This is a genomic window from Pseudomonas sp. Pse79 (assembly GCF_024519615.1).
GTDB lineage: Bacteria > Pseudomonadota > Gammaproteobacteria > Pseudomonadales > Pseudomonadaceae > Aquipseudomonas > Aquipseudomonas veronii.
In genome coordinates, this window is sequence record NZ_JALJRR010000001.1 from 15,169 (window position 1) to 36,693 (window position 21,525).

Here is a 21,525-nt window from a genome sequence, read left to right on the forward strand (position 1 = left end):
CTCATCCGGCCGCGCACGCCACGGGCAGGTTGCAATGGCGCGTCTCATTCTGTGGTTGGCGGTCGCCGCCGCACAACCGCGTGGCACTGCTCTGGATCAAGCCTGTGCGAGGTTTTTCGAGGCGTTGGCACAGGCTGTGCTGAAGGTCTTGCAACTGGCTGCAGCCAGCCTTTTGTGTGTCGAGACAACCTGGAGAACAACAAGATGTCCACTCACCTGTCTACTGATCAACTGCTCCATGCCTACACCGTGATGCGTACCATCCGCGATTTCGAGGAACGCCTGCACGTGGAATTCGCCACTGGCGAGATCCCTGGTTTCGTCCACCTGTATGCCGGCCAGGAAGCCAGCGCCGCCGGGGTCATGGCCCACCTCAACGATGAAGATTGCATCGCCTCCAACCACCGTGGCCACGGCCACTGCATCGCCAAGGGCGTGGACGTGTTCGGCATGATGGCCGAGATCTACGGCAAGAAAACCGGGGTGTGCGGCGGCAAGGGCGGTTCCATGCACATTGCCGACCAGGAGAAAGGCATGCTCGGCGCCAACGGCATCGTCGGTGCCGGCGCGCCCTTGGCGGCCGGAGCGGCGCTGGCGTCCAAGCTCAAGGGCAGCCAGGGCGTGGCCGTGGCGTTTTTCGGCGACGGCGGCTCCAACGAGGGTGCGGTGTTCGAGGCCATGAACCTGGCCGCGATCATGAAACTGCCGTGTCTGTTCGTGGCTGAAAACAACGGCTACGCCGAAGCCACCGGCTCGGGCTGGTCGGTAGCGTGCAAAGACATCGCCGAGCGCGCCGTGGGCTTCGGCATGCCGGGGGTGATCGTCGACGGCAATGATTTCTTCGCCGTCCACGCGGCCCTGGGGGTAGCCGTGGAACGTGCGCGCAACGGCCAGGGGCCGACGCTGGTGGAGGTCAAGTTGAGCCGTTTCTACGGCCACTTCGAAGGCGACGCGCAAACCTATCGCGGCCCCGACGAAGTGAAGAACCTGCGCGAATCCCACGATTGCCTGGTGCTGTTTCGCCAACGCTGCAGCGCCGAAGGCTGGCTCGATACGGCGCAGTTCGAGCGCATCGACGCGGAGGTCGCGCAACTGATCGAAGACGCCGTGCGCCTGGCCAAGTCCGATCCCAAGCCTCAGGCCGCAGACCTGCTCAGTGATGTCTACGTCGCTTACCGCTAATCGCCACCCACTACAAAAATAATCCGTGGAGAATTGATCATGGCTCGCAAAATCAGTTATCAGCAGGCAATCAACGAAGCCCTGGCCCAGGAAATGCGTCGCGACCAGAGTGTGTTCATCATCGGCCAGGACGTGTCCGGCGGCACCGGCTCCCCCGGCGAGCAGGATGCCTGGGGCGGCGTGCTCGGCGTGACCAAGGGCCTGTACCCGGAGTTTCCCGACCGCGTCTTGGATGCACCGTTGTCCGAAATCGGTTACGTCGGCATGGCGGTCGGCGCGGCCACCCGCGGCATGCGCCCGGTGTGCGAGTTGATGTTCGTCGACTTTCTCGGCTGCTGCCTCGACCAGTTGCTCAACCAGGCCGCCAAGTTCCGCTACATGTTCGGCGGCAAGACCGCCACGCCGCTGGTGGTGCGCGCCATGTACGGCGCCGGCCTGCGCGCCGCCGCGCAGCATTCGCAGATGCTCACCTCGATGTGGACGCACATCCCCGGCCTCAAAGTGGTGTGCCCGGCCACGCCCTATGACGCCAAGGGCATGCTGATCCAGGCGATCCGCGACAACGACCCGGTGATCTTCCTCGAACACAAAATGCTCTACAGCCTGCAGGGCGAAGTGCCGGAAGAGCTGTACACCGTGCCTTTCGGCGAAGCCAATTACGTGCGCGAAGGTAATGACGTGACCCTGGTCACCTACGGGCGCATGGTGCATATCGCCCTGGAAGCCGCTGCCAACCTGGCGCGCCAAGGCATCGACTGCGAAGTGCTCGACCTGCGCACCACCAGCCCGCTGGACGAAGACAGCATCCTGGAAAGCGTGGAGAAGACCGGCCGCCTGGTGGTGATCGACGAGTCCAACCCGCGCTGCTCGATCGCCACCGATATCAGCGCGCTGGTCGCGCAGCGCGGGTTTTCGTTCTTGCGCGCACCGATCGAAATGGTCACCGCGCCGCACACGCCGGTGCCGTTCTCCGATGCGCTGGAGGATCTGTACATCCCCAACGCAGCGAAGATCGAAGCCGCGGTGTTGAAGATCGCCGATAAGAGGACTGCCGCATGATCCATATCTTGACCATGCCCAAGTGGGGCTTGTCGATGACCGAAGGCCGCGTGGATGTCTGGCTCAAACAGCCGGGCGACCGGGTGGAGAAGGGCGAGGAAGTGCTCGACGTGGAGACCGATAAGATCTCCAGCAGCGTCGAGGCGCCGTTCAGTGGCGTGCTGCGCCGCGTGCTGGCGCTGAGCGACGAGACCTTGCCGGTGGGCGGGCTGCTCGGGATCGTGGTGGAGGGCGAGGCCACGGAAGCCGAGATTGATGCGGTAATCGAAGGTTTCCAGGCCAGCTTCGTGTCGAGTGCGGCCGAGGCGCAAGCGTCCGGGCCCAGCGCGCAGAAAGTCGAGGTGGGTGGGCGGCTGTTGCGTTATCTCGATCTCGGTGAGGGCGGGACGCCGTTGGTGTTGGTCCACGGGTTTGGCGGCGACTTGAACAACTGGCTGTTCAACCACCCGGGGTTGGCGGCGCAGCGCCGGGTGATCGCCCTGGACCTGCCGGGGCATGGCGAGTCGGGCAAGCAACTGCGCAGCGGCGATGCCGACGAGTTGAGCCAGGCGCTGCTGGCGTTGCTCGATCATCTCGCGCTCGACCGCGTCCACCTGGCCGGCCACTCAATGGGTGGCCTGGTCAGCCTGACCGTGGCGCGCCAGGCCCCCGCGCGGGTCGCCTCGCTGACCCTGATCGCCAGCGCCGGGCTCGGCGAAGAGATCAACGCGGACTACTTGCACGGCTTCACCGACGCGACTAACCGCAACGCGCTCAAGCCGCACTTGATTCAACTGTTCAGCGACCCGGCGCTGGTCACGCGGCAGATGCTGGAGGACATGCTCAAGTTCAAGCGCCTCGAAGGCGTGGATCAAGCGTTGCGCCAGCTCAATGCCCAGCTGTTCGAGGGCGGGCGGCAGCGCCTGGATCTGCGCAATATTGTCGGGCAGCAGCCAAGCCTGGTGATCTGGGGCAGCGACGACGCAATCATCCCGGCCAGACATGCTGAGGGGCTCGAGGCCCAGGTGGAAATCCTGCCGGGGCAGGGGCATATGGTGCAGTTGGAGGCGGCGGAGCGGGTCAACCAGTTGATGGCAACCTTCCTCAACTCCCAGCCTTGATGCAGTCCAATGTGGGAGGGTAACGAGTAGTTTTCAATGCCACCAAACGCGAACGGATTGCGACCGCTTACCACTGATCTCAGGCCGACGAATATCTCAATGTGGGAGGGGGCTTGCCCCCGATAGCGGTGTCTCAGTCAATATTCCTAGTGACTGACCCATTGCCATCGGGGGCAAGCCCCCTCCCACCATTTAGAGTGCATTTCAAAAGTTGGAGGCGGCGGAGCGGGTTAACCCGTTGATGGCAACCTTCCTCAACGCCCAGCCTTGATGCAATCCAATGTGGGAGGGGTGGTGCGACGATTCGACTTGCCCCCGATAGCGGTGTCTCAGTCAATATTCCTGGTGACTGACCCATTGCCATCGGGGGCAAGCTCCCTCCCACCATTTAGAGTTCGTTTCAAACGGCGCGCTTGAGGGTTTCGCTCGGCAGCTCCTTGAACAACGCCCGGTAGCTATTGGAAAACCGCCCCAAATGCCAGAACGACCAGTTCATCGCCACTTGCGCCACTGTGGCCGCGGCTGAACTCAACAACTCCTGCCGCGCCCCGTTCAAGCGGCGCAAACGCAACCACTGCGCCGGGCTCATTCCGGTGTAGGTCTTGAAGCCTTGTTGCAACTGGCGCAACGGCACGCCGGCGATCTGCGCCAGCTCCAGCAGGTTGACGGTGTCATCCGGTGCATCGACCGCCCATTCGCCGATGCGCGTCATCAGCCGGCGCTCTTCGCTGCGGCGCTGCAATGACTGGCGGTCCAGGCATACGCAGGCGTTGTCGAGAATGAACAGGCAATCGTCGAGCAACTGCTGGGTGAGGGCATCGCGGCTGATCGGGTCGGTGGTGCCGGACAACCGTGTGAGCGTACCACTGAGCCAGCGGCTGAATAACGCATTCTGCTGGCAGGTCAGTGGCGCCATGAACAACCCTTCGAGTTTCGCCACATCCAACCGATGGCGCTGCACGAACTGCGGCCCGAATACCACCGCCACTTCACGGTAGTTCTCCGGGGTGATCCAGGTGTTGCGGCTCTCGCCATTGAGCAGGTACAGCGTGTTGTCGCTGCCGTCGAAACAGAACGCCAGGGCCCCCGGCGGCGCGTTGAAATGCTGCTCCACCCGGGTGTTCATGCTCTCTTCGTAGACCTCCACGCCGTGCAGGTCGAGGTAGCGGATCTGCCCGGCAAAATGCCCGGGGGACATCTGCTGGTAGTGCTGCACCCAGCCGGGTGTCGCACGGCATTGAGCGGCCACATCACCGGTGGTGAAGGCCTGTACGCGCAAAGCGGTTGCCTGTGTCATAGGGGGAACCTGCTCGCACTCTATTGGTGCGTTGTGTTCGGAGCAAAGTGGATAGATGCCGTGGCGCGGCGAGCCCAAGATAGACCTCAATGCGCCGGGAGTACAAGCCGGTGCAGTCTCCCACCCATGACGAGGTCCTTATGAACGCCCCCTTCGATCAGCTGTCCGCCTGGCTGAAAGAACACAAGATTACCGAGGTCGAATGCGTGATCAGTGATTTGACTGGCATCGCACGCGGCAAGATTGCGCCCACCAACAAGTTCCTGCATGAGCGAGGCATGCGCCTGCCGGAAAGTGTGTTGCTGCAAACGGTAACCGGGGACTTTGTCGACGACGATGTCTACTACGACCTGCTCGACCCGGCCGACATCGACATGGTCTGCCGCCCGGTGGCCCACGCGACCTACGTGGTGCCATGGGCGATTGAACCGACCGCCATCGTGATCCACGACACCTTCGACAAGCAGGGTAACCCCATCGAACTGTCGCCGCGCAACGTGCTGAAAAAGGTGCTGCAGCTCTACGCCGAGCAGGGCTGGCAGCCGATTGTCGCGCCGGAAATGGAGTTCTACCTGACCCAGCGCTGCGATGACCCGGACCTGCCGCTGAAAACCCCGGTCGGCCGCTCCGGGCGGGCCGAAACCGGTCGCCAGTCGTTCTCCATCGACGCCGCCAACGAGTTCGACCCGCTGTTCGAAGACGTCTACGACTGGTGCGAAGCCCAGGGCCTGGACCTCGACACACTAATCCACGAAGACGGCCCGGCGCAGATGGAAATCAACTTCCGCCACGGTGACGCCCTGGATCTTGCCGACCAGATCACCGTGTTCAAACGCACCCTGCGCGAAGCCGCGCTCAAGCACAATGTGGCCGCGACCTTCATGGCCAAGCCGGTGGCCGACGAGCCGGGCAGCGCCATGCACCTGCACCAGAGCGTGGTCGACATCGCCACGGGCAAGCCGGTGTTCGTCGACGCCGACGGCCAGATGAGCACGCTGTTCCTGCACCACATCGGCGGCCTGCAGAAGTACATCCCCAAGCTGCTGCCGATGTTTGCGCCCAACGTGAATTCGTTCCGCCGCTTCCTGCCGGACACCTCGGCGCCGGTCAACGTGGAATGGGGCGAAGAAAACCGCACTGTCGGCCTGCGCGTGCCGACATCGAACCCCGACGCCATGCGCGTGGAAAACCGCCTGCCCGGCGCGGATGCCAACCCGTACCTGGCGATCGCCGCCAGCCTGTTGTGTGGCTACCTGGGCATGATCGAAAAGATCGAGCCGAGCGCGCCGGTGGAAGGCCGCGCCTATGAGCGGCGCAACCTGCGCCTGCCGATCACGCTCGAGGATGCGCTGGTGCGTATGGAGGAGTGCGCGACGGTCAAGCAATACCTGGGCGACAAGTTCGTGCGCGGCTACGTCGCGGTCAAACGCGCCGAGCATGAGAATTTCAAGCGGGTGATCAGTTCCTGGGAGCGTGAGTTCCTGCTGTTGAGCGTCTAAACAATCATAAAGGGGTGTCGATATGCGTCTGATGAAAAAACTTCTCCCGCTGGCCCTGGTGGCGGCATTCAGCAGCGCCGCGCAGGCGGAGCCGACGGTCAGTGTCTACAACTGGACCGACTACATCGGTGAAACCACCTTGGCCGACTTCCAGGCCAAGACGGGGATCAAGGTGATCTACGACGTGTTCGACTCCAACGAAACCCTGGAGGGCAAGTTGCTGGCGGGGCGCACCGGGTATGATGTGGTGGTGCCGTCCAACCACTTCCTGGCGCGCCAGGTCAAGGCCGGCGCGTTCCTCAAGCTCGACCGCGCGCAGTTGCCCAATTTCAAGAACCTCGACCCCAAGCTGCTCAAGCTGCTGGAGAAAAACGACCCGGGCAACGCGCACTCGGTGCCGTACCTGTGGGGCACCAACGGCATCGGCTACAACGTCGACAAGGTCAAGCAGGTGCTCGGCATCGACCATATCGATTCGTGGGCGGTGCTGTTCGAGCCGGAGAACCTCAAGAAGCTCAACCAGTGCGGCGTGGCCTTCCTCGACTCGGCGGATGAGTTGTTCCCGGCGATCCTCAACTACATGGGCAAGGACCCGCGCAGCGAGAACCCTGAAGACTACAAACAGGCGCAAGCCAAGCTGTTGACGCTGCGGCCTTACATCACCTACTTCCATTCCTCCAAGTACATCTCGGATTTGGCCAACGGCGATATCTGCGTGGCGTTCGGTTATTCCGGCGACGTGTTCCAGGCCGCCAACCGCGCCAAGGAAGCCAAGAACGGGGTGAACATTGCCTATTCGATTCCCAAGGAAGGCTCCAACCTGTGGTTCGACCTGCTGGCGATCCCCGCCGATGCGAGCAACCCGAAAGCAGCCCATGCGTTTATCAACTACCTGCTCGACCCTGAAGTCATCGCCAAAGTCAGCGCCTCGGTCGGCTATGCCAACGCCAACCCGGCAGCCAATGCCTTCATGGACCCGGAATTGGTGAACAACCCTGAGGTGTACCCGTCCCAGGCCGTGCTCGACAAACTCTATATTTCCACCACGCCGACCCCGGCGACCATGCGCCTGATGACCCGCGCCTGGAGCAAAGTGAAGACCGACAAATGATCCAATCGAACGACCACGCCCGGTCCTATTACCGGGCCTCGGCCAATGCCATGCCCGAGCGTCCGGCCTTGGCCGCCGACTTGAGCGCGGATGTGTGTGTGATCGGCGGTGGGTTCACCGGGGTCAATACCGCCATCGAACTGGCCCAGCGCGGGCTGTCGGTGATCCTGCTGGAGGCGCGGCGCATCGGTTGGGGCGCCAGCGGGCGCAACGGCGGGCAATTGATTCGCGGCATCGGCCACGACGTGTCGGGCTTTGCCAAGTATGTGGGCGAGGAGGGCGTGCGTTATCTGGAGCGGGCCGGGATTGATTCGGTCACGTTGGTGGGGGAACGCGTTCGCACGCAGGGTATCGACTGCGACCTGCGCTGGGGCTTTTGCGAACTGGCCAATACCGCGGCGCAGTTCGCCGCGTTCAAGGGCGAGCAGGAGCGCCTGTTGGCGCAGGGCTACAACCATGAGGTCCGTGTGGTAGGTCCGCAGGATATGCACCAGGTCGTCGGCTCGCAGGTCTATGCCGGCGGCCTGGTGGACATGGGGTCCGGGCACCTGCACCCATTGAATCTGGTGTTGGGCGAGGCGCGGGTCGCCGAGTCCCTGGGGGTGCGGATTTTCGAGCACACCCCAGCGTTGGAACTGCTCCACGGCGACACCGTGCAGGTACGCTGCGCCGGCGGCACGGTGCGTGCCAGCAACCTGGTGCTGGCCTGCAATGCACACTTGGAGGCGTTGGAGCCGCGCTTGAGCGGCAAGGTACTGCCTGCCGGCAGCTACATCATCGCCACCGAACCGTTAACGGAAGGGCTGGCCGAGCAATTGATCCCGCAGAACCTGGCGCTGTGCGACCAGAAAGTCGGCTTGGACTACTACCGACTGACCGCCGACCGACGCCTGTTGTTCGGCGGCGCCTGCCATTATTCGGGGCGTGATCCGCAGGACATCGCCGCGTATATGCGACCGAAGATGCTCCAGGTATTCCCGCAACTGGCCAATACCGCGATCGAGTTCCAGTGGGGCGGCAAGATCGGCATCACCGCCAATCGCTTTCCCCAGGTCGGGCGGTTGAAGCAGTACCCGAATGTGTTCTACGCCCAGGGTTATTCCGGGCATGGGCTGAATGTGACCCATTGGTGTGCGCGGCTGCTGGCTGAAGCCATTCATGCCGGGCACAGTCAGGGCTTGGAGGTGTTCAGCCAGGTCCCGCACATGACCTTTCCGGGCGGCAAACTGTTGCGCTCGCCGTTGTTGGCGTTGGGGATGCTGTGGTTCAAGTTGCGCGAGCAACTTGCCTGGTAGCTGGGGGCGCGTTGTGAAAGGGCCTTGCCAGCTTTTATCGAATCGTTGACAGGCAGGGCAAAACGGAAGAGCGCAATTGCTCCTTTTCGTACTGCTTGAGGCTAGCCCCTTTCCGCAATAGGTCCGGGGCGGCGTGTTTCGCTATGCAGCTCAGGTACGCCTGTTTTTTTCCATCGGCTAACGGAATGGCCATCGCATCCGCAGCCAACGTGCTAGCTATTGCAAATAACATTGCGACCGGGAATTTTGCCGGTAGTCTGTGAGACATCACGCACCTCCAACTTAACAGTCTGTGCCAGGCCACGCCGCAAAACGGGCTCCTTGTTCAGGGCAACGTAGCTCCCACCGCATTGAAATCGTTGGAGGTATCCGTCGCCGTACCAAAAATAAATACGCCGCTAGGCGAAATGCCGCTCGACTCGCTGGACGTTCCGCCAAGACCCACCACGGATACGGTGCCTCCCGAGGGCGTCCAACTGCAGGCAGTGGGGTATTGGTTACTGTTCAGGCAAGTCATGGCGACGCTGTCGTTATCCCCAAAACCTGCAAAGTTGGTCTGATTACTGCCCGGCAATGGCTGGATGGGCGCTACGGTGAAAGAGTTGGTGGGGTCTGGCCAGAAGAGAAGTGTCAGGAGGCCCAATGGGTTCCTGCCATAGGCCACCACATGCCCACGGGCATTGATTGCCATTGCCACGTTCTGTGCATTCAACGGCATTGTCAGCAGCAACGGTGTGCTAGTTGCAGAGGCCCAATAGGCGGTCTGGAGCGTATCGGGGGACGAACCGGGGAACGTGCAGGTGCCGACGAACTGACCCGCATCGTTCATGTCCACGGCCTCACAGTAGCTGGCGCCTGCCGGAAGCGGCGGCGTCACGAGGGAAAATCCACTCCCGCTCCAACTGGCCGAGGTGATCTCAGGCGTACCGTTCGCTCCTGGGCAATTCATGAGGATGCGTGGCCAGCCATTCGTCAAGGTTTCAGTCAGGTCGACACCGGAGCAGTTGTTACCCCAGCCCGATACACGCTGTGGCGTCGCGCTACCCGCAGCATAGACCACCACCGTTGCCTGTTCGTTTGCACTCAGGCTCTGTGCGAGCACCATACCGTTCTGATTTTGCGCAGTAGGGACTGTCTGCTTGTCGGCGGGGCGTAGCGGCGGCAACAGCAATGAAAAAGGCAGCGGAGCCATGGCGGTCGGCGGGTTGCCGGGCGTCGCCGCGTTCCAATACACGCCCAAAGCGACATTGCCGACATTGGCGCACAGCCCCACCATCCAGCCATTGTTGGCAATTGCGCTGACGCTGCACGGTTGTCCCGTGACCAATGGCAACAGCACTTGTTGGGGACCTGCCAGTGTCGATGAGAACCACGGGTTGGGGTTGGTACTCGGCGTCGCCGAGTTGCAGTTACCGACCGCCTGACCATTGTCGTTGATCCCGGAGGTCGCGCATTGCGGTCCGGCCGCGTGACCTGAACTGACGAATGTGGCTGCGTTGGCGCTTGCGCTATGTCCGCAAAACGATACGCCAACACTTAACAGCACTGGAACCATTAGCTTCTTGAATGTGCGCTGCATGGGCTGTCCTTCCCTGGTGGGTGAAACCATCTGCGGGGGACAAGGACGCCCCGCAGGCCTTGCGTAACAGTGAAGGCCGCCGTCAGCAGGCCTACAACTGTCATTTTTAACAGGTACAGAACGAGTTGCTGCACCGCGCATGGGCAGCTGTTTGGGCTGTTTGGCGGCTCTGGCGTGCGGGTTTCAGAACGAGGCTACGCAGAGTGTCTGCGCCGGGCCTGAAAACAAGGCGACGAATGGTCAGGAGCGCAGGGGCTTATCGAGCCTCCGTCGCACCACGAATCTGGGTGAAGTGACGAATCGGCTGGCGTACAGTGTTTAACCCCGATCGCCAGCGACTGTCGGTGCGATGGATCTGGCGATCTGAATTTTTATTGTCTGGAGTATTGATTGTGCCTACAGCTTCTTCTGTCATTGAAGTCCCGGTTTCGGCCGATCAGGTGTGGCAATTGGTCGGCGGTTTTGACGCGCTGCCGGACTGGCTGCCATTGATCGTCGAGAGCAAGCCGGGCGACGGCGGGCGCCTGCGTCACCTGAAGACCGCCGATGGCGGCGTGGTGGTGGAGCGCTTGCAGACCTTTGATAACGTGGCCCGCACTTACAGCTACAGCATCGAGGAGTCGCCGTTTCCGGTGAGTGCCTACCTGGCGACGTTGCGGGTCGAAGCCCTGACGGAGTCGTCGGCGAAGGTGACGTGGTCGGGCGTGTTCACCCCGGCGCCGGGCACCACCGACGAGGCGGTGGAGGCTTTGTTTGCCGGCGTGTACCGCGGTGGGCTTGAGGCGCTGCGCGCCAACTTCCCGGCTTGACCTGATCGATCGGGCAACCGACACCCAATGTGGTTGGGAGCAAGCCCCCTCCCACCGTTTCGATCGGTGTCGTGTCTGGTTTATTTGGGCATCAGTTGCTGGCGACACTCCAGCACCAACCGCGCACCGCCGCGTTGGCTGGTGCCGACGTCCAGCTTGAAACCGTGCAGATTGATGATCGCCGCGACAATCGACAAGCCCAGCCCAAACCCACCTTGCTGGTCGCTTTCATCCACGCGATAGAACCGCTGGAACACTGCCTTGCGTTCCGCTATTGGGATGCCGGGGCCGGAGTCGTGGACTTCGATACGCGTGCTGCCCGCATCGTTGACCGCGCGCAAAATCACTTCGCCGCCCGCGGGGGTGAACTTGATCGAGTTGCTCAGCAGGTTGGCCAGAGCCTCGAACAGCAAGGCCCGGTCGCCGGTGATCCAGGGCAGGGATGGCGGGGTGTCGAGCACCAGTTGCAGTTCGCCTTCCTCGGCCAGGGGCAGGTAGAAGTCGTGCAGTTCGCGCAGCAGCGGCAGTGGGTCCATCACCAGAAAGCCCGAGCGGCGTTGGTGGTCTTCCAGTTCCGAGATCCGCAACAACCCGCGAAAGCGCGCCATCAGCGTGTCGGTTTCCGCGATGGCGTCGTCCAGTTGCACCGCGTGGGCCGAGTCGTGTTCGGCTTGTTGCTTGATGCGATAGAGCTGCGCGCGCAAGCGGGTGAGCGGGGTGCGCAGGTCGTGGGCGATGTTGTCGCACACGCCTTTGACCTCGTTCATCAGCTTCTCGATGCGGTCGAGCATGGCGTTGACGATGGCGGCGAGCATGTCCAGTTCGTCACGCCGGTTCGACAGCGGCAGGCGATGGGTGAGGTCGCCGGCGACGATGGCCTCGGCGCTGGCCTGGATCCCGCGAATCCGTCGCAATGGGCGGCGGCGCAGCAAATGCCAGCCGGCGGCGCCGGGGATGATGGTCAGCGACACCGCCCACAGCAGCGCGTGCCAGATGATCCGGGTTACGCCGAACAGCGAACCGTTGGCGCGCACCAGCACCAGCCAGCGGCCATCGGCGGTGTGGGTGACCACGGCGTCGCAGCTGTCTTTGGGCAGTTTCGGGTCGTCGGAGTCGACGCAATTGGCCAGGGCGTGGATCTTGCCGTCCAGGGGCAAGTCGGGCGGTATCGCCTGGATCGGTCCGTTCAATGGGCGAAATTGCTCATCGAACAGACCATAGGCGTCCACGCCCTTCATGTCGAAAGTCATGCTGGTGGTCAGGGCTTCCAACAGTTCTTCGCCGTCGAACCGCTGGAACAGGTGCTGGCGCTGCATCAGCGAATGGCGCGAGAGGTCGCTGAGGTAACCGGACACCTCGTAATACAGCACCCCCATGAGGATGCAGCTCCAGGCCACGAACAGCGAACTGTACAGCGCCAGCAAGCGGCTGCTGGAGGAACGCCAGCCCTTAGAGGGGTTCAGCAATGACATACCCGGAACCTCGTACCGTGCGGATCAGCGGCGTGAGGCCCGGTGGATCGATCTTCTTGCGCAGGCGACCGATGTGGACATCGATCAGGTTGGTCCCGGGGTCGAAGTGATAACCCCAGACTTCCTCGAAGATCATCATCCGCGACAGGATCTGCCCGGTGTTGCGCATCAGGAATTCCAGCAGTTTGTATTCGGTGGGCAGCAGGCTCAGCGGCTGCTCGGCGCGGCTGGCTTCACGGCTGATCAGGTTCAGCTCGAGGTCGGCCACGCGCAGCGCGGTTTCGAATTCCTTGACCGTGCTTTTGCGCCGCAGCAGCACTTCGACGCGGGCGGCCATTTCATCGGAGGCGAACGGCTTGGTCAGGTAGTCATCCCCACCGGCGCGCAGGCCGCGCACCCGCTCGTCGACATCGGAGAGCGCGCTGATCATCAGGATCGGCGTCGACACGCCGATGGTGCGCAGGGTGGTGACGATGGCCAGGCCATCGAGTTCCGGCAACATACGGTCGAGGGTGATCAGATCGTAATCACCACTCACGGCGCGGACCAGGCCTTCGCGGCCGTTGTCCACCCAATCAACATCCAGTCCATGGCTACTCAGCTCGGCGACGATCTCGCGGGCCGTTACGGCGTCATCCTCAATGGTCAAAATGCGGGTCATAGGATTACCTGGTGAGCGATTCACACTAGAAGTGTGGGCATTTTGCCAAGAAATGGCTGAACGCTTCCTAAATAAAACTTCATGTTGGCAAAACTGACACAGTTTTCATAAACCCCGCCTACTCCGATGTGCGGGTTTGCCTGCGATGAAGGCGTGTCAATCGGCGGCTCCGGTGACGGATCCTCCGTCAGTCGTCGAAGCCCACCTGCTCATGAATCTCATCCACCTTCAACTCCAGGCGATACGCCACCGCAATGAACAGCGCCTGGCACAGGCACAACGTGGCGCTCAACGAACGGAAGGCAAACGACGAGCCTTCATTGACCAACAGCACTGCGTTCGCGCGCTTGGCCAGGGGCGACAGGTTGCTGTCAGTAATGATCAGGGTCTTGGCCTGGTGGTGCTGGGCGATACGCAGGCAGTGCTGGGTTTCTTTGCCGTAGGGCGTGAAGCTGATGGCGATCACCAGGTCATTGGCGCGCACGCTGCGCATCTGCTCGCGGTAGCTGCCGCCCAGGCCTGAGATCAGGTGGATGCGCTTGTTGGTGTGTTGCAGGTTGTAGACCAGGTAATCGGCCACCGCAAACGAACGGCGCACGCCAACCACGTAGATGTTGTCGGCGTTGACCACCAGGTCGACGGCTTTTTCGAACGCCGCGTCATCCAGTTCCAGGCCCAGGCGCTCGATGCCCGAAAGCGTGGCATTGACACACTCGCGCGCCAGGTCGCCGCCGCTGGCCTTCTGCGACTTGTTGGCGATCATGCTGCGGATGCGCTGCTGATAGTTCTGCACCGGCGTGGTCTTGTGGGTGTACGCCTCGCGAAACAGCGCCTGCATCTCACTGAACCCGCTGAAGCCGAAACGCTGGGAGAACCGCACGATGGCCGACGGATGCACTTCGCATTCGCGGGCGATGTCGCTGATGCGGTCGACCATGATCCGGTCGCTCTGCTGGCTCATGTAGCTGGCGATGCGCTTGAGCTGGCGTGGCAGGCTTTCGTATTCGTCGGTGATCAGCTGCAACAGGCGTTCGGCATTGATCGCAGGGCTGGCGAGAGTGTCTTGGGAAGCGCTCTCGGGCGTGGCCGGCTGATCGGTGCGGGACATGGGCAATCCTTCTGGCGGGTTCATCTGGTGCGCTGATAGTGGGCGCAAGTCTACAGGGTAGGCGCAAAAAAATACCCCGGCATGCGCCAGCGAGTGGGCGGCTGAAACGATGCACTGTCGCTGGCGTGCCCCTATGCTGACGTATTGGAAAAAATATTCTACCAAAAATAATTATGGAATAAATATTGATTGGGCTCGCTGAACGTTCTAGTCTGCTCCCACCAAGAGCGTGTGCCGTCGCCACGGCGGCACAACGCAGGCTGATAAAAATAACAGGAGCCAGCATGGGCCAGACTCGTTTTGCCAGTGGGCGTCAATTGGATCTGATTTGCCTCGGGCGCCTGGGCGTCGACCTCTATGCGCAGCAAGTCGGTGCGCGGCTTGAGGATGTGTCCAGCTTTGCCAAGTACCTCGGCGGTTCTTCCGCCAACATTGCCTTCGGCACCGCGCGCCTGGGCCTCAAGTCGGCGATGTTGAGCCGGGTAGGGGACGACCATATGGGCCGGTTCCTGACGGAATCCCTGGCCCGTGAAGGCTGCGATGTCAGCGGCATCAAGGTCGACCCGCAACGCCTTACCGCGCTGGTGCTGCTGGGCCTCAAGGACCGCGAAACCTTCCCCCTGGTGTTCTACCGCGAAAACTGCGCCGACATGGCCCTGCGCGCCGAAGACATCAGCGAAGCCTTTATCGCCTCGAGCAAGGCCCTGTTGATCACCGGCACGCATTTCTCCACCGACGCTGTGTACAAGGCCAGCGTCCAGGCCCTGGATTACGCGGCCAAACACAATGTCCAGCGCGTGCTCGACATCGACTACCGCCCGGTGCTGTGGGGCCTGGCGGGCAAGGCCGATGGCGAAACCCGGTTTGTCGCCGACCAGAGCGTCAGCCAGCACGTGCAGAGCATCCTGCCGCGCTTCGACCTGATCGTCGGTACTGAAGAAGAGTTCCTGATCGCCGGCGGCAGTGAAGATTTGCTCAGTGCCCTGTGCACCGTCCGTGAACTGACCCCGGCGACCCTGGTGGTCAAGCTCGGCCCGCAGGGCTGCACGGTGATCCACGGCGCGATCCCGGCCCGTTTGGAAGAGGGTGCGATCTACCCTGGCGTGCGCGTTGAAGTGCTTAACGTGCTGGGCGCCGGCGATGCGTTCATGGCGGGCTTTCTCAGCGGCTGGCTGAACGATGCCAGCGACGCGCGATGCAGCCAGTTGGCCAATGCCTGCGGCGGCCTGGTGGTGTCGCGCCACGCCTGCGCACCGGCCATGCCGACCCCGGCCGAACTGGATTACCTGTTCAACAGCCCGGTGCCGATCACCCGTCCCGATCAAGACGTGACCCTGCAGCGCCTGCATCGGGTCACGGTGCCACGCAAGGCCTGGAAGCAACTGTTCGTGTTCGCCTTCGACCACCGCTGGCAATTGGTCGACCTGGCGCAACGCGGCGGCCAGGACCCGAGCCGCATCAGCGCGATCAAGCAGCTGTTTATCCAGGCCGTCGAACGCGTGGAGAAGACGCTGCGCGGGCAGGGCGTCGAGGCCGATGTCGGTTTGCTCGCCGACCAGCGCTTCGGCCAGGATGCGCTCAACGCCGCCAGCGGTCGCGGCTGGTGGATCGCACGCCCGGTGGAGGTGCAGAACTCGCGGCCCCTGGCGTTCGAACACGGCCGCTCGATCGGCAGCAACCTGATCGCCTGGCCCCAGGAGCAAATCATCAAATGCCTGGTGCAATACCACCCCGATGACGAACCGCTGCTGCGTCTGGAACAGGAAGCGCAACTCAAGGCGGTGTACGAGGCTTCGCTGGTCAGCGGGCATGAACTGTTGCTGGAAGTCATCCCGCCCAAGGATCACCCCTCGACCTACCCCGATGTGCTCTACCGCAGCCTCAAGCGCCTGTACAACCTGGGGATCTACCCGGCGTGGTGGAAAATCGAGGCACAGTCGGCCGAGGACTGGACAAAACTCGACGAACTGATCGAGGAACGCGACCCGTACTGCCGCGGTGTGGTGCTGCTGGGCCTGAATGCCTCGGCCGAGTGCCTGGCCGAGGGCTTCCGCCAAGCCAGCCAGAGTCGCACCTGCCGTGGTTTTGCCGTGGGACGCACGATTTTCCAGGAGCCGAGTCGCGCGTGGATGGCGGGGGAGATTGATGACGAGACCCTGATCCGCCAAGTCCGGGCCACTTTCGAGCAATTGATCAGCGCCTGGTGCAGTGCCAGAGGCTGAACGCAGTTCTTAATTTGAAATGTAATCCAATGTGGGAGGGAGCTTGCTCCCGAAGGCAGTGCGTCAGGCAACACTTCTGTAACTGCACCACTGCCATCGGGAGCAAGCTCCCTCCCACATAATGCAGATCTCAGTGATACCTGAAAATAATAAAGGTGCAGCCATGCCCGCAATCCGAATTGGCATCAACCCGATCTCCTGGAGCAACGACGACCTGCCGGCCCTGGGCGGCGAAACGCCCCTGAGCACGGCGTTGAGCGAAGGCAAGCAGATCGGCTACGAGGGTTTTGAACTCAACGGCAAATTCCCCAAGGACGCCAAGGGCGTCGCCGATGTGTTGCGCCCCTACGACCTGGCGCTGGTCTCCGGTTGGTACTCCAGCCGTCTGGCCCAGCGGTCGGTGGCGGAGGAAATCGAAGCCATCGCCGCTCACGTCGAGTTGCTCAAACACAATGGCGCCACGGTGTTGGTCTACGGCGAAGTGGCCGATTCGATCCAGGGCTCCCGCATCCGCCTGATCGAGCGCCCGCGTTTCCACAGTGAGCAGGCCTGGCAGGACTATGCCGACAAGCTCACCGAACTGGCGCGCTTTACCCTGTCCCAGGGCGTGCGCCTGGCCTATCACCACCATATGGGCGCCTATGTCGAATCGCCGGCGGACATCGATCAACTGATGCGCCGCACCGGCCCCGAAGTCGGCCTGCTGTTCGATTCGGGCCACTGCTACATGGGCGGCGGCGAACCCCTCGACGTACTGCGCAAGCACATCGACCGCGTGTGCCATGTGCATTTCAAGGACGTGCGCAAAGCGGTGGTGCAACTGGCGCGCAACCAGATGTGGAGCTTCCCCGACTGCATCGTCAACGGCACCTTCACCGTGCCGGGTGACGGCGATATCGACTTTGCCGCGTTGCTCGACGTGCTGTTGGCCGCGCATTACCAAGGCTGGCTGGTGGTCGAAGCCGAGCAGGACCCGGCTGTCGCGCCGAGCTATATCTATGCGAAAAAAGGTTACGACACCTTGCGTGCGCTGCTGAACGAGAGGACGGGGCAATGAGTTTGCTGGTCAAGAGCAATAAGCGCGGGCAAACCATGGTCGCCCTCGAAGCGGGCCGCCTGGCCTACGTCGGCTTTGCCGCCTACCGCCTGAGCCTGGGCGAAACCCTGCCAGTCACCGCCGGCGACCAGGAGCTGTGCCTGGTGCTGCTCAGCGGCCGGGTGACGATCGAAGGCGACGGTTTTAGCTGGCAGAACCTCGGCGATCGTCAGTCGGTGTTTGAAGACAAATCGCCCTTTGCCGCTTACCTGCCGCCGGGCACCGACGCCCAGGTGACGGCATTGAGCGACGTGCAGCTCGCGGTCTGCGCCGCGCCTGGCGCGACGGGTTTCGCGCCGCGCTTGATCCGCCCCGAACAGTGCAAGCGCAGCGTGCGCGGCAAAGGCGCCAACACCCGTTACGTGTGCGACATCCTGCCCGACAGCGAGCCCGCCCACTCCCTGCTGGTGGTGGAAGTCCGCACGCCGTCCGGGCATTCGTCGAGCTACCCGCCGCACAAGCACGACACCGACGACCTGCCGCACCAGAGCTTTCTCGAAGAGACCTATTACCACCAGGTCAACCCGCCCCAGGGCTTCGTGTTCCAGCGGGTGTACACCGACGACCGCAGCATCGATGAGGCCATGGCCGTGGAAAACAGCGACCTGGTGGTGGTGCCCAAGGGGTACCACCCGGTGAGCGTGCCGTATGGCTACGAGTCCTACTACCTCAACGTAATGGCCGGCCCCAAGCGCGCCTGGCATTTTCATAACGACCCGCAGCACAGCTGGCTGCTGGACCTTTAAGGGGCGCGACATGACCACCACTCGTTTGACCATGGCCCAGGCCCTGGTGAAATTTCTGGATAACCAATACATCGAAGTCGATGGTGTGCAGAGCAAGTTCGTGGCCGGGGTGTTCACCATTTTCGGCCACGGCAACGTGCTCGGCCTGGGTCAGGCGCTGGAGCAGGACAGCGGCGACCTGGTGGTGCATCAGGGCCGCAACGAGCAAGGCATGGCCCACGCCGCCATCGGGTTTGCCAAACAGCACCTGCGCCGCAAGATCTACGCGTGTACCGCATCGGTCGGCCCGGGGGCGGCGAATATGCTGACCGCTGCCGCGACCGCCACGGCCAACCGCATTCCGTTGCTGCTATTGCCTGGCGATGTCTACGCCAGCCGCCAGCCCGACCCGGTGCTGCAACAGATCGAGCAGTTCCATGACCTGAGCATCAGCACCAACGACGCCTTCCGTTCGGTGAGCAAATACTGGGACCGCATCAACCGCCCCGAGCAATTGATGAGCGCGGCGATCCACGCCATGCGCGTGCTCACCGACCCGGCCGAAACCGGTGCCGTCACCCTGGCGCTGCCGCAGGACGTGCAAGCCGAGGCCTGGGATTACCCGGATTACTTCCTGCAAAAACGTGTCCATCGCCTCGACCGGCGCCCGCCCACCGAGGCGATGATCGGCGATGCTGTGGCAGCCTTCGAGGGCAAGCGCAAGCCGTTGATCATCTGCGGCGGCGGGGTCAAGTACTCCGGGGCGAATGCGGCCCTGCAGGCATTTGCCGAACGCTTCGAGATGCCCTTCGCCGAAACCCAGGCGGGCAAGAGTGCGGTGCTGTCCAGCCATCCGCTGAACGTCGGCGGGATCGGCGAAACCGGCTGCCTGGCCGCGAACCTGTTGGCCGCCGAGGCCGACCTGATCATCGGGATCGGCACGCGCTACACCGATTTCACCACGTCGTCGAAGTCGTTGTTCAAGCACGCTGAGGTGCAGTTCCTCAACCTCAACATCAGCCCCGGCGATGCGTTGAAACTCGATGGCGTGCAAGTGCTGGCGGATGCACGAGTCGCCCTTGAGGCATTGGCCGCAGCGCTGGGCGATTATCGCGCCGGTTGGGGCGAGCAGGTGCGCGATGCCAGGGCGCAACTGGATGCTGAAGTCGACCGAGTGCATCAGTTGGAATACGCCGGCGACGACTTCGTCCCCGAGGTCGACGACCACCTCGACCGCGGCGTGCTGCGCGAATTTATCGAGCTGACCGGTTCGTGCCTGACCCAAAGCCGGGTCCTCGGCGTGCTCAACCAGGTGCTGGCCGACGACGCGATCATCGTCGCCGCCGCCGGCAGCCTGCCCGGCGACCTGCAGCGCAGCTGGCGCAGCAAGGGCGTCAACACTTACCACGTCGAGTACGGTTATTCGTGCATGGGCTACGAGATCAACGCCGCCCTCGGCGTGAAACTCGCCGAGCCGACGCGCGAGGTCTATGCGCTGGTCGGCGATGGCTCCTACATGATGCTGCACTCGGAGCTGGCCACCTCGATCCAGGAGCGCCGCAAGATCAACGTGGTGCTGCTGGACAACATGGCTTTCGGTTGCATCAACAACCTGCAGATCGGCAACGGCATGGACAGCTTCGGCACCGAGTTCCGCTACCGCAACCCCGAGAGCGGCAAGCTCGACGGCGGCCTGGTGCCGGTGGATTTCGCCATGAGTGCGGCGGCCTATGGTTGCAAAACTTACAAGGTCAGTAGCGTCGAACAGCTCGAAGCGGCGCTGGCCGATGCGCGCACGCAAACGGTGTCGACGCTGATCGATATCAAGGTGCTGCCCAAGACCATGATCCACGGCTACCTGTCGTGGTGGCGGGTGGGTGTGGCGCAGGTCTCCACCAGCGAACGCACCAACGCGGCGGCGAAAAAACTCAATGAACAGCTGGCCAAGGCCCGGCAGTACTAATAACAAGAGGAGTGAATGTATGTCGTTGAAGCTGGGTGTTATCGGTACGGGCGCTATCGGCCGGGACCATATTCGTCGTTGCAGCCAGACCTTGCTCCACAGCCAGGTGGTGGCGGTGACCGACATCGACCTGGAGCAGGCCGCCAAGGTGGTGGCGGATCTGAAACTGGACGCCGAGGTGTATCCGGACGGCCATGCGCTGATCCGTTCGCCTCAGGTCGAAGCCATTCTCGTCACTTCCTGGGGCCCGAGCCATGAGGCATTCGTGCTCGCCGCCATCGAGGCGGGCAAACCGGTGTTCTGCGAAAAACCCCTGGCGGTCACCGCCGAAGGCTGTCGCAGGATCGTCGAGGCCGAAGTGGCGCACGGCAAGCGCCTGGTGCAAGTGGGCTTCATGCGCCCCTATGACGAAGGTTATCGCGCCCTCAAAGCGGTGATCGACAGCGGCCGGATCGGCGAGCCGCTGATGCTGCACTGCGCGCACCGCAACCCGCGGGTGGGCGAGAACTACAAGACCGACATGGCGATCACCGACACCCTGATCCACGAGCTGGATGTGTTGCGTTGGCTGCTCGACGACGACTATGTGTCGGTGCAAGTGGTGTTCCCGCGCAAGACCAGCAAGGCCCTGGCCCATCTGCGCGATCCGCAGATCGTGCTGCTGGAAACCGCCAAGGGCACGCGCATCGATGTGGAAGTGTTTGTGAACTGCCAGTACGGCTACGACATTCAGTGCGAAGTGGTGGGGGAGACCGGTATCGCCAAGCTGCCGGAACCGTCGCAGGTGCAATTGCGCAGCGAAGCCAAGCTGTCCAATGCGATTCTGATGGACTGGAAAGACCGCTTTATCGGTGCCTATGACGTCGAGTTGCAGGCGTTCATCGACAGCGTGCGCGCCGGGCAAGTGGGCGGGCCGTCGGCGTGGGATGGGTTTGCAGCGGCGGTCGCGGCGGATGCATGTATCGAGGCCCAAGGCAGTGGGCAAATTGTCCAGGTCAGCCTGCCTGAGCGTCCGCGCTTCTACGGCTGACACGCGGTCAATGTGGGAGGGGGCTTGCCCCCGATAGCAGTGGGTCAGCTAATGAATCTGGATCTGATCCACCGCCATCGGGGGCAAGCCCCCTCCCACAGTTGGATTGGGTGTGCACTTCAATGAAGGAGTGAATGTATGCGAATTGGACTAGTCGGCTATGGCCACGGAGGGCGCTTCTTTCATGCGCCACTGACTGCAACCCTGCCTTCTGCGGCTAACACTCGGTCAATGTGGGAGGGGGCTTGCCCCCCCCCACAGTTGGATTGGGTGTGCACTTCAATGAAGGAGTGAATGTATGCGAATCGGACTGGTCG

Annotated in this window: 17 protein-coding genes; 12 read left to right on the forward strand and 5 right to left on the reverse strand. The window is 62.5% G+C overall.

Annotated elements, in window-relative coordinates; all coding sequences use genetic code 11:
- Positions 1–204 precede the first annotated feature (204 nt).
- The 3 genes from NR164_RS00070 to NR164_RS00080 are packed head-to-tail and all read left to right on the forward strand — an operon-like array spanning position 205 to position 3,341.
- On the forward strand, positions 205–1,182 hold the full coding sequence (locus tag NR164_RS00070) for a thiamine pyrophosphate-dependent dehydrogenase E1 component subunit alpha (RefSeq protein WP_177034233.1): 978 nt from the start codon (positions 205–207) through the stop codon (positions 1,180–1,182).
- 39 nt (positions 1,183–1,221) lie between these two features.
- The gene (locus tag NR164_RS00075) at positions 1,222–2,241 is read left to right on the forward strand and encodes an alpha-ketoacid dehydrogenase subunit beta (RefSeq protein ID WP_017846572.1); all 1,020 of its coding nucleotides are present in this window, start codon (positions 1,222–1,224) and stop codon (positions 2,239–2,241) included.
- Entirely contained in the window at positions 2,238–3,341 is a 1,104-nt protein-coding gene (locus NR164_RS00080; protein WP_017846571.1) for an acetoin dehydrogenase dihydrolipoyllysine-residue acetyltransferase subunit, read from the forward strand. Before NR164_RS00075 ends, NR164_RS00080 begins: the two co-directional genes overlap by 4 nt.
- Before the next feature lie 400 nt (positions 3,342–3,741).
- Here NR164_RS00080 and NR164_RS00085 read toward each other — a convergent pair whose 3' ends face one another.
- Entirely contained in the window at positions 3,742–4,638 is an 897-nt protein-coding gene (locus tag NR164_RS00085) for a helix-turn-helix domain-containing protein (RefSeq protein WP_256822039.1), read from the reverse strand.
- 140 nt (positions 4,639–4,778) lie between these two features.
- On the opposite strand from NR164_RS00085, the gene NR164_RS00090 reads away from it, so the two are divergent.
- From NR164_RS00090 to NR164_RS00100, 3 genes are read left to right on the forward strand one after another with little or no spacing between them, the layout of a single operon-like run.
- Positions 4,779–6,137, forward strand: a complete 1,359-nt coding sequence (locus NR164_RS00090; RefSeq protein WP_046383711.1) for a glutamine synthetase family protein — start codon at positions 4,779–4,781, stop codon at positions 6,135–6,137.
- A 22-nt stretch (positions 6,138–6,159) separates the two neighbouring features.
- Positions 6,160–7,248, forward strand: coding sequence for a polyamine ABC transporter substrate-binding protein (locus tag NR164_RS00095; RefSeq protein ID WP_079444059.1), 1,089 nt, complete (start codon positions 6,160–6,162; stop codon positions 7,246–7,248).
- On the forward strand, positions 7,245–8,543 hold the full coding sequence (locus NR164_RS00100) for an FAD-binding oxidoreductase (protein ID WP_079444058.1): 1,299 nt from the start codon (positions 7,245–7,247) through the stop codon (positions 8,541–8,543). The genes NR164_RS00095 and NR164_RS00100 overlap by 4 nt, the downstream gene beginning before the upstream one ends.
- Positions 8,544–8,868: 325 nt before the next feature.
- Here NR164_RS00100 and NR164_RS00105 read toward each other — a convergent pair whose 3' ends face one another.
- Positions 8,869–10,122 (reverse strand): hypothetical protein, encoded by a 1,254-nt coding sequence (locus NR164_RS00105; RefSeq protein WP_079444056.1) that lies wholly within the window; start codon positions 10,120–10,122, stop codon positions 8,869–8,871.
- A gap of 392 nt (positions 10,123–10,514) precedes the next feature.
- Between NR164_RS00105 and NR164_RS00110 the strand changes: the two genes are divergently transcribed.
- Positions 10,515–10,931 (forward strand): SRPBCC family protein, encoded by a 417-nt coding sequence (locus NR164_RS00110; RefSeq protein WP_046383707.1) that lies wholly within the window; start codon positions 10,515–10,517, stop codon positions 10,929–10,931.
- Between the two features lie 80 nt (positions 10,932–11,011).
- Here the strand turns inward: NR164_RS00110 and NR164_RS00115 are convergent, their stop codons facing one another.
- From NR164_RS00115 to NR164_RS00125, 3 genes are all read right to left on the reverse strand, one after another.
- Positions 11,012–12,403, reverse strand: a complete 1,392-nt coding sequence (locus NR164_RS00115) for a HAMP domain-containing sensor histidine kinase (protein ID WP_046383706.1) — start codon at positions 12,401–12,403, stop codon at positions 11,012–11,014.
- Positions 12,381–13,064, reverse strand: coding sequence for a response regulator transcription factor (locus NR164_RS00120; RefSeq protein ID WP_003219726.1), 684 nt, complete (start codon positions 13,062–13,064; stop codon positions 12,381–12,383). Before NR164_RS00120 ends, NR164_RS00115 begins: the two co-directional genes overlap by 23 nt.
- 187 nt (positions 13,065–13,251) lie before the next feature.
- The gene (locus NR164_RS00125; protein ID WP_256822040.1) at positions 13,252–14,172 is read right to left on the reverse strand and encodes a MurR/RpiR family transcriptional regulator; all 921 of its coding nucleotides are present in this window, start codon (positions 14,170–14,172) and stop codon (positions 13,252–13,254) included.
- 284 nt (positions 14,173–14,456) lie between these two features.
- On the opposite strand from NR164_RS00125, the gene iolC reads away from it, so the two are divergent.
- The 5 genes from iolC (at position 14,457) to NR164_RS00150 (ending at position 21,208) form a co-directional block, all read left to right on the forward strand.
- Complete coding sequence (gene iolC / locus NR164_RS00130; RefSeq protein WP_256822041.1) at positions 14,457–16,394, forward strand: 5-dehydro-2-deoxygluconokinase; 1,938 nt, start codon at positions 14,457–14,459, stop codon at positions 16,392–16,394.
- A 163-nt stretch (positions 16,395–16,557) separates the two neighbouring features.
- Positions 16,558–17,451, forward strand: coding sequence for a myo-inosose-2 dehydratase (gene iolE / locus NR164_RS00135; protein WP_256822042.1), 894 nt, complete (start codon positions 16,558–16,560; stop codon positions 17,449–17,451).
- Positions 17,448–18,236 (forward strand): 5-deoxy-glucuronate isomerase, encoded by a 789-nt coding sequence (iolB, locus tag NR164_RS00140; RefSeq protein ID WP_046489003.1) that lies wholly within the window; start codon positions 17,448–17,450, stop codon positions 18,234–18,236. Before iolE ends, iolB begins: the two co-directional genes overlap by 4 nt.
- A 10-nt stretch (positions 18,237–18,246) precedes the next feature.
- Positions 18,247–20,178 (forward strand): 3D-(3,5/4)-trihydroxycyclohexane-1,2-dione acylhydrolase (decyclizing), encoded by a 1,932-nt coding sequence (iolD, locus tag NR164_RS00145; protein WP_256822043.1) that lies wholly within the window; start codon positions 18,247–18,249, stop codon positions 20,176–20,178.
- A gap of 19 nt (positions 20,179–20,197) precedes the next feature.
- On the forward strand, positions 20,198–21,208 hold the full coding sequence (locus NR164_RS00150; RefSeq protein WP_256822044.1) for a Gfo/Idh/MocA family protein: 1,011 nt from the start codon (positions 20,198–20,200) through the stop codon (positions 21,206–21,208).
- Positions 21,209–21,525: the final 317 nt, after the last annotated feature.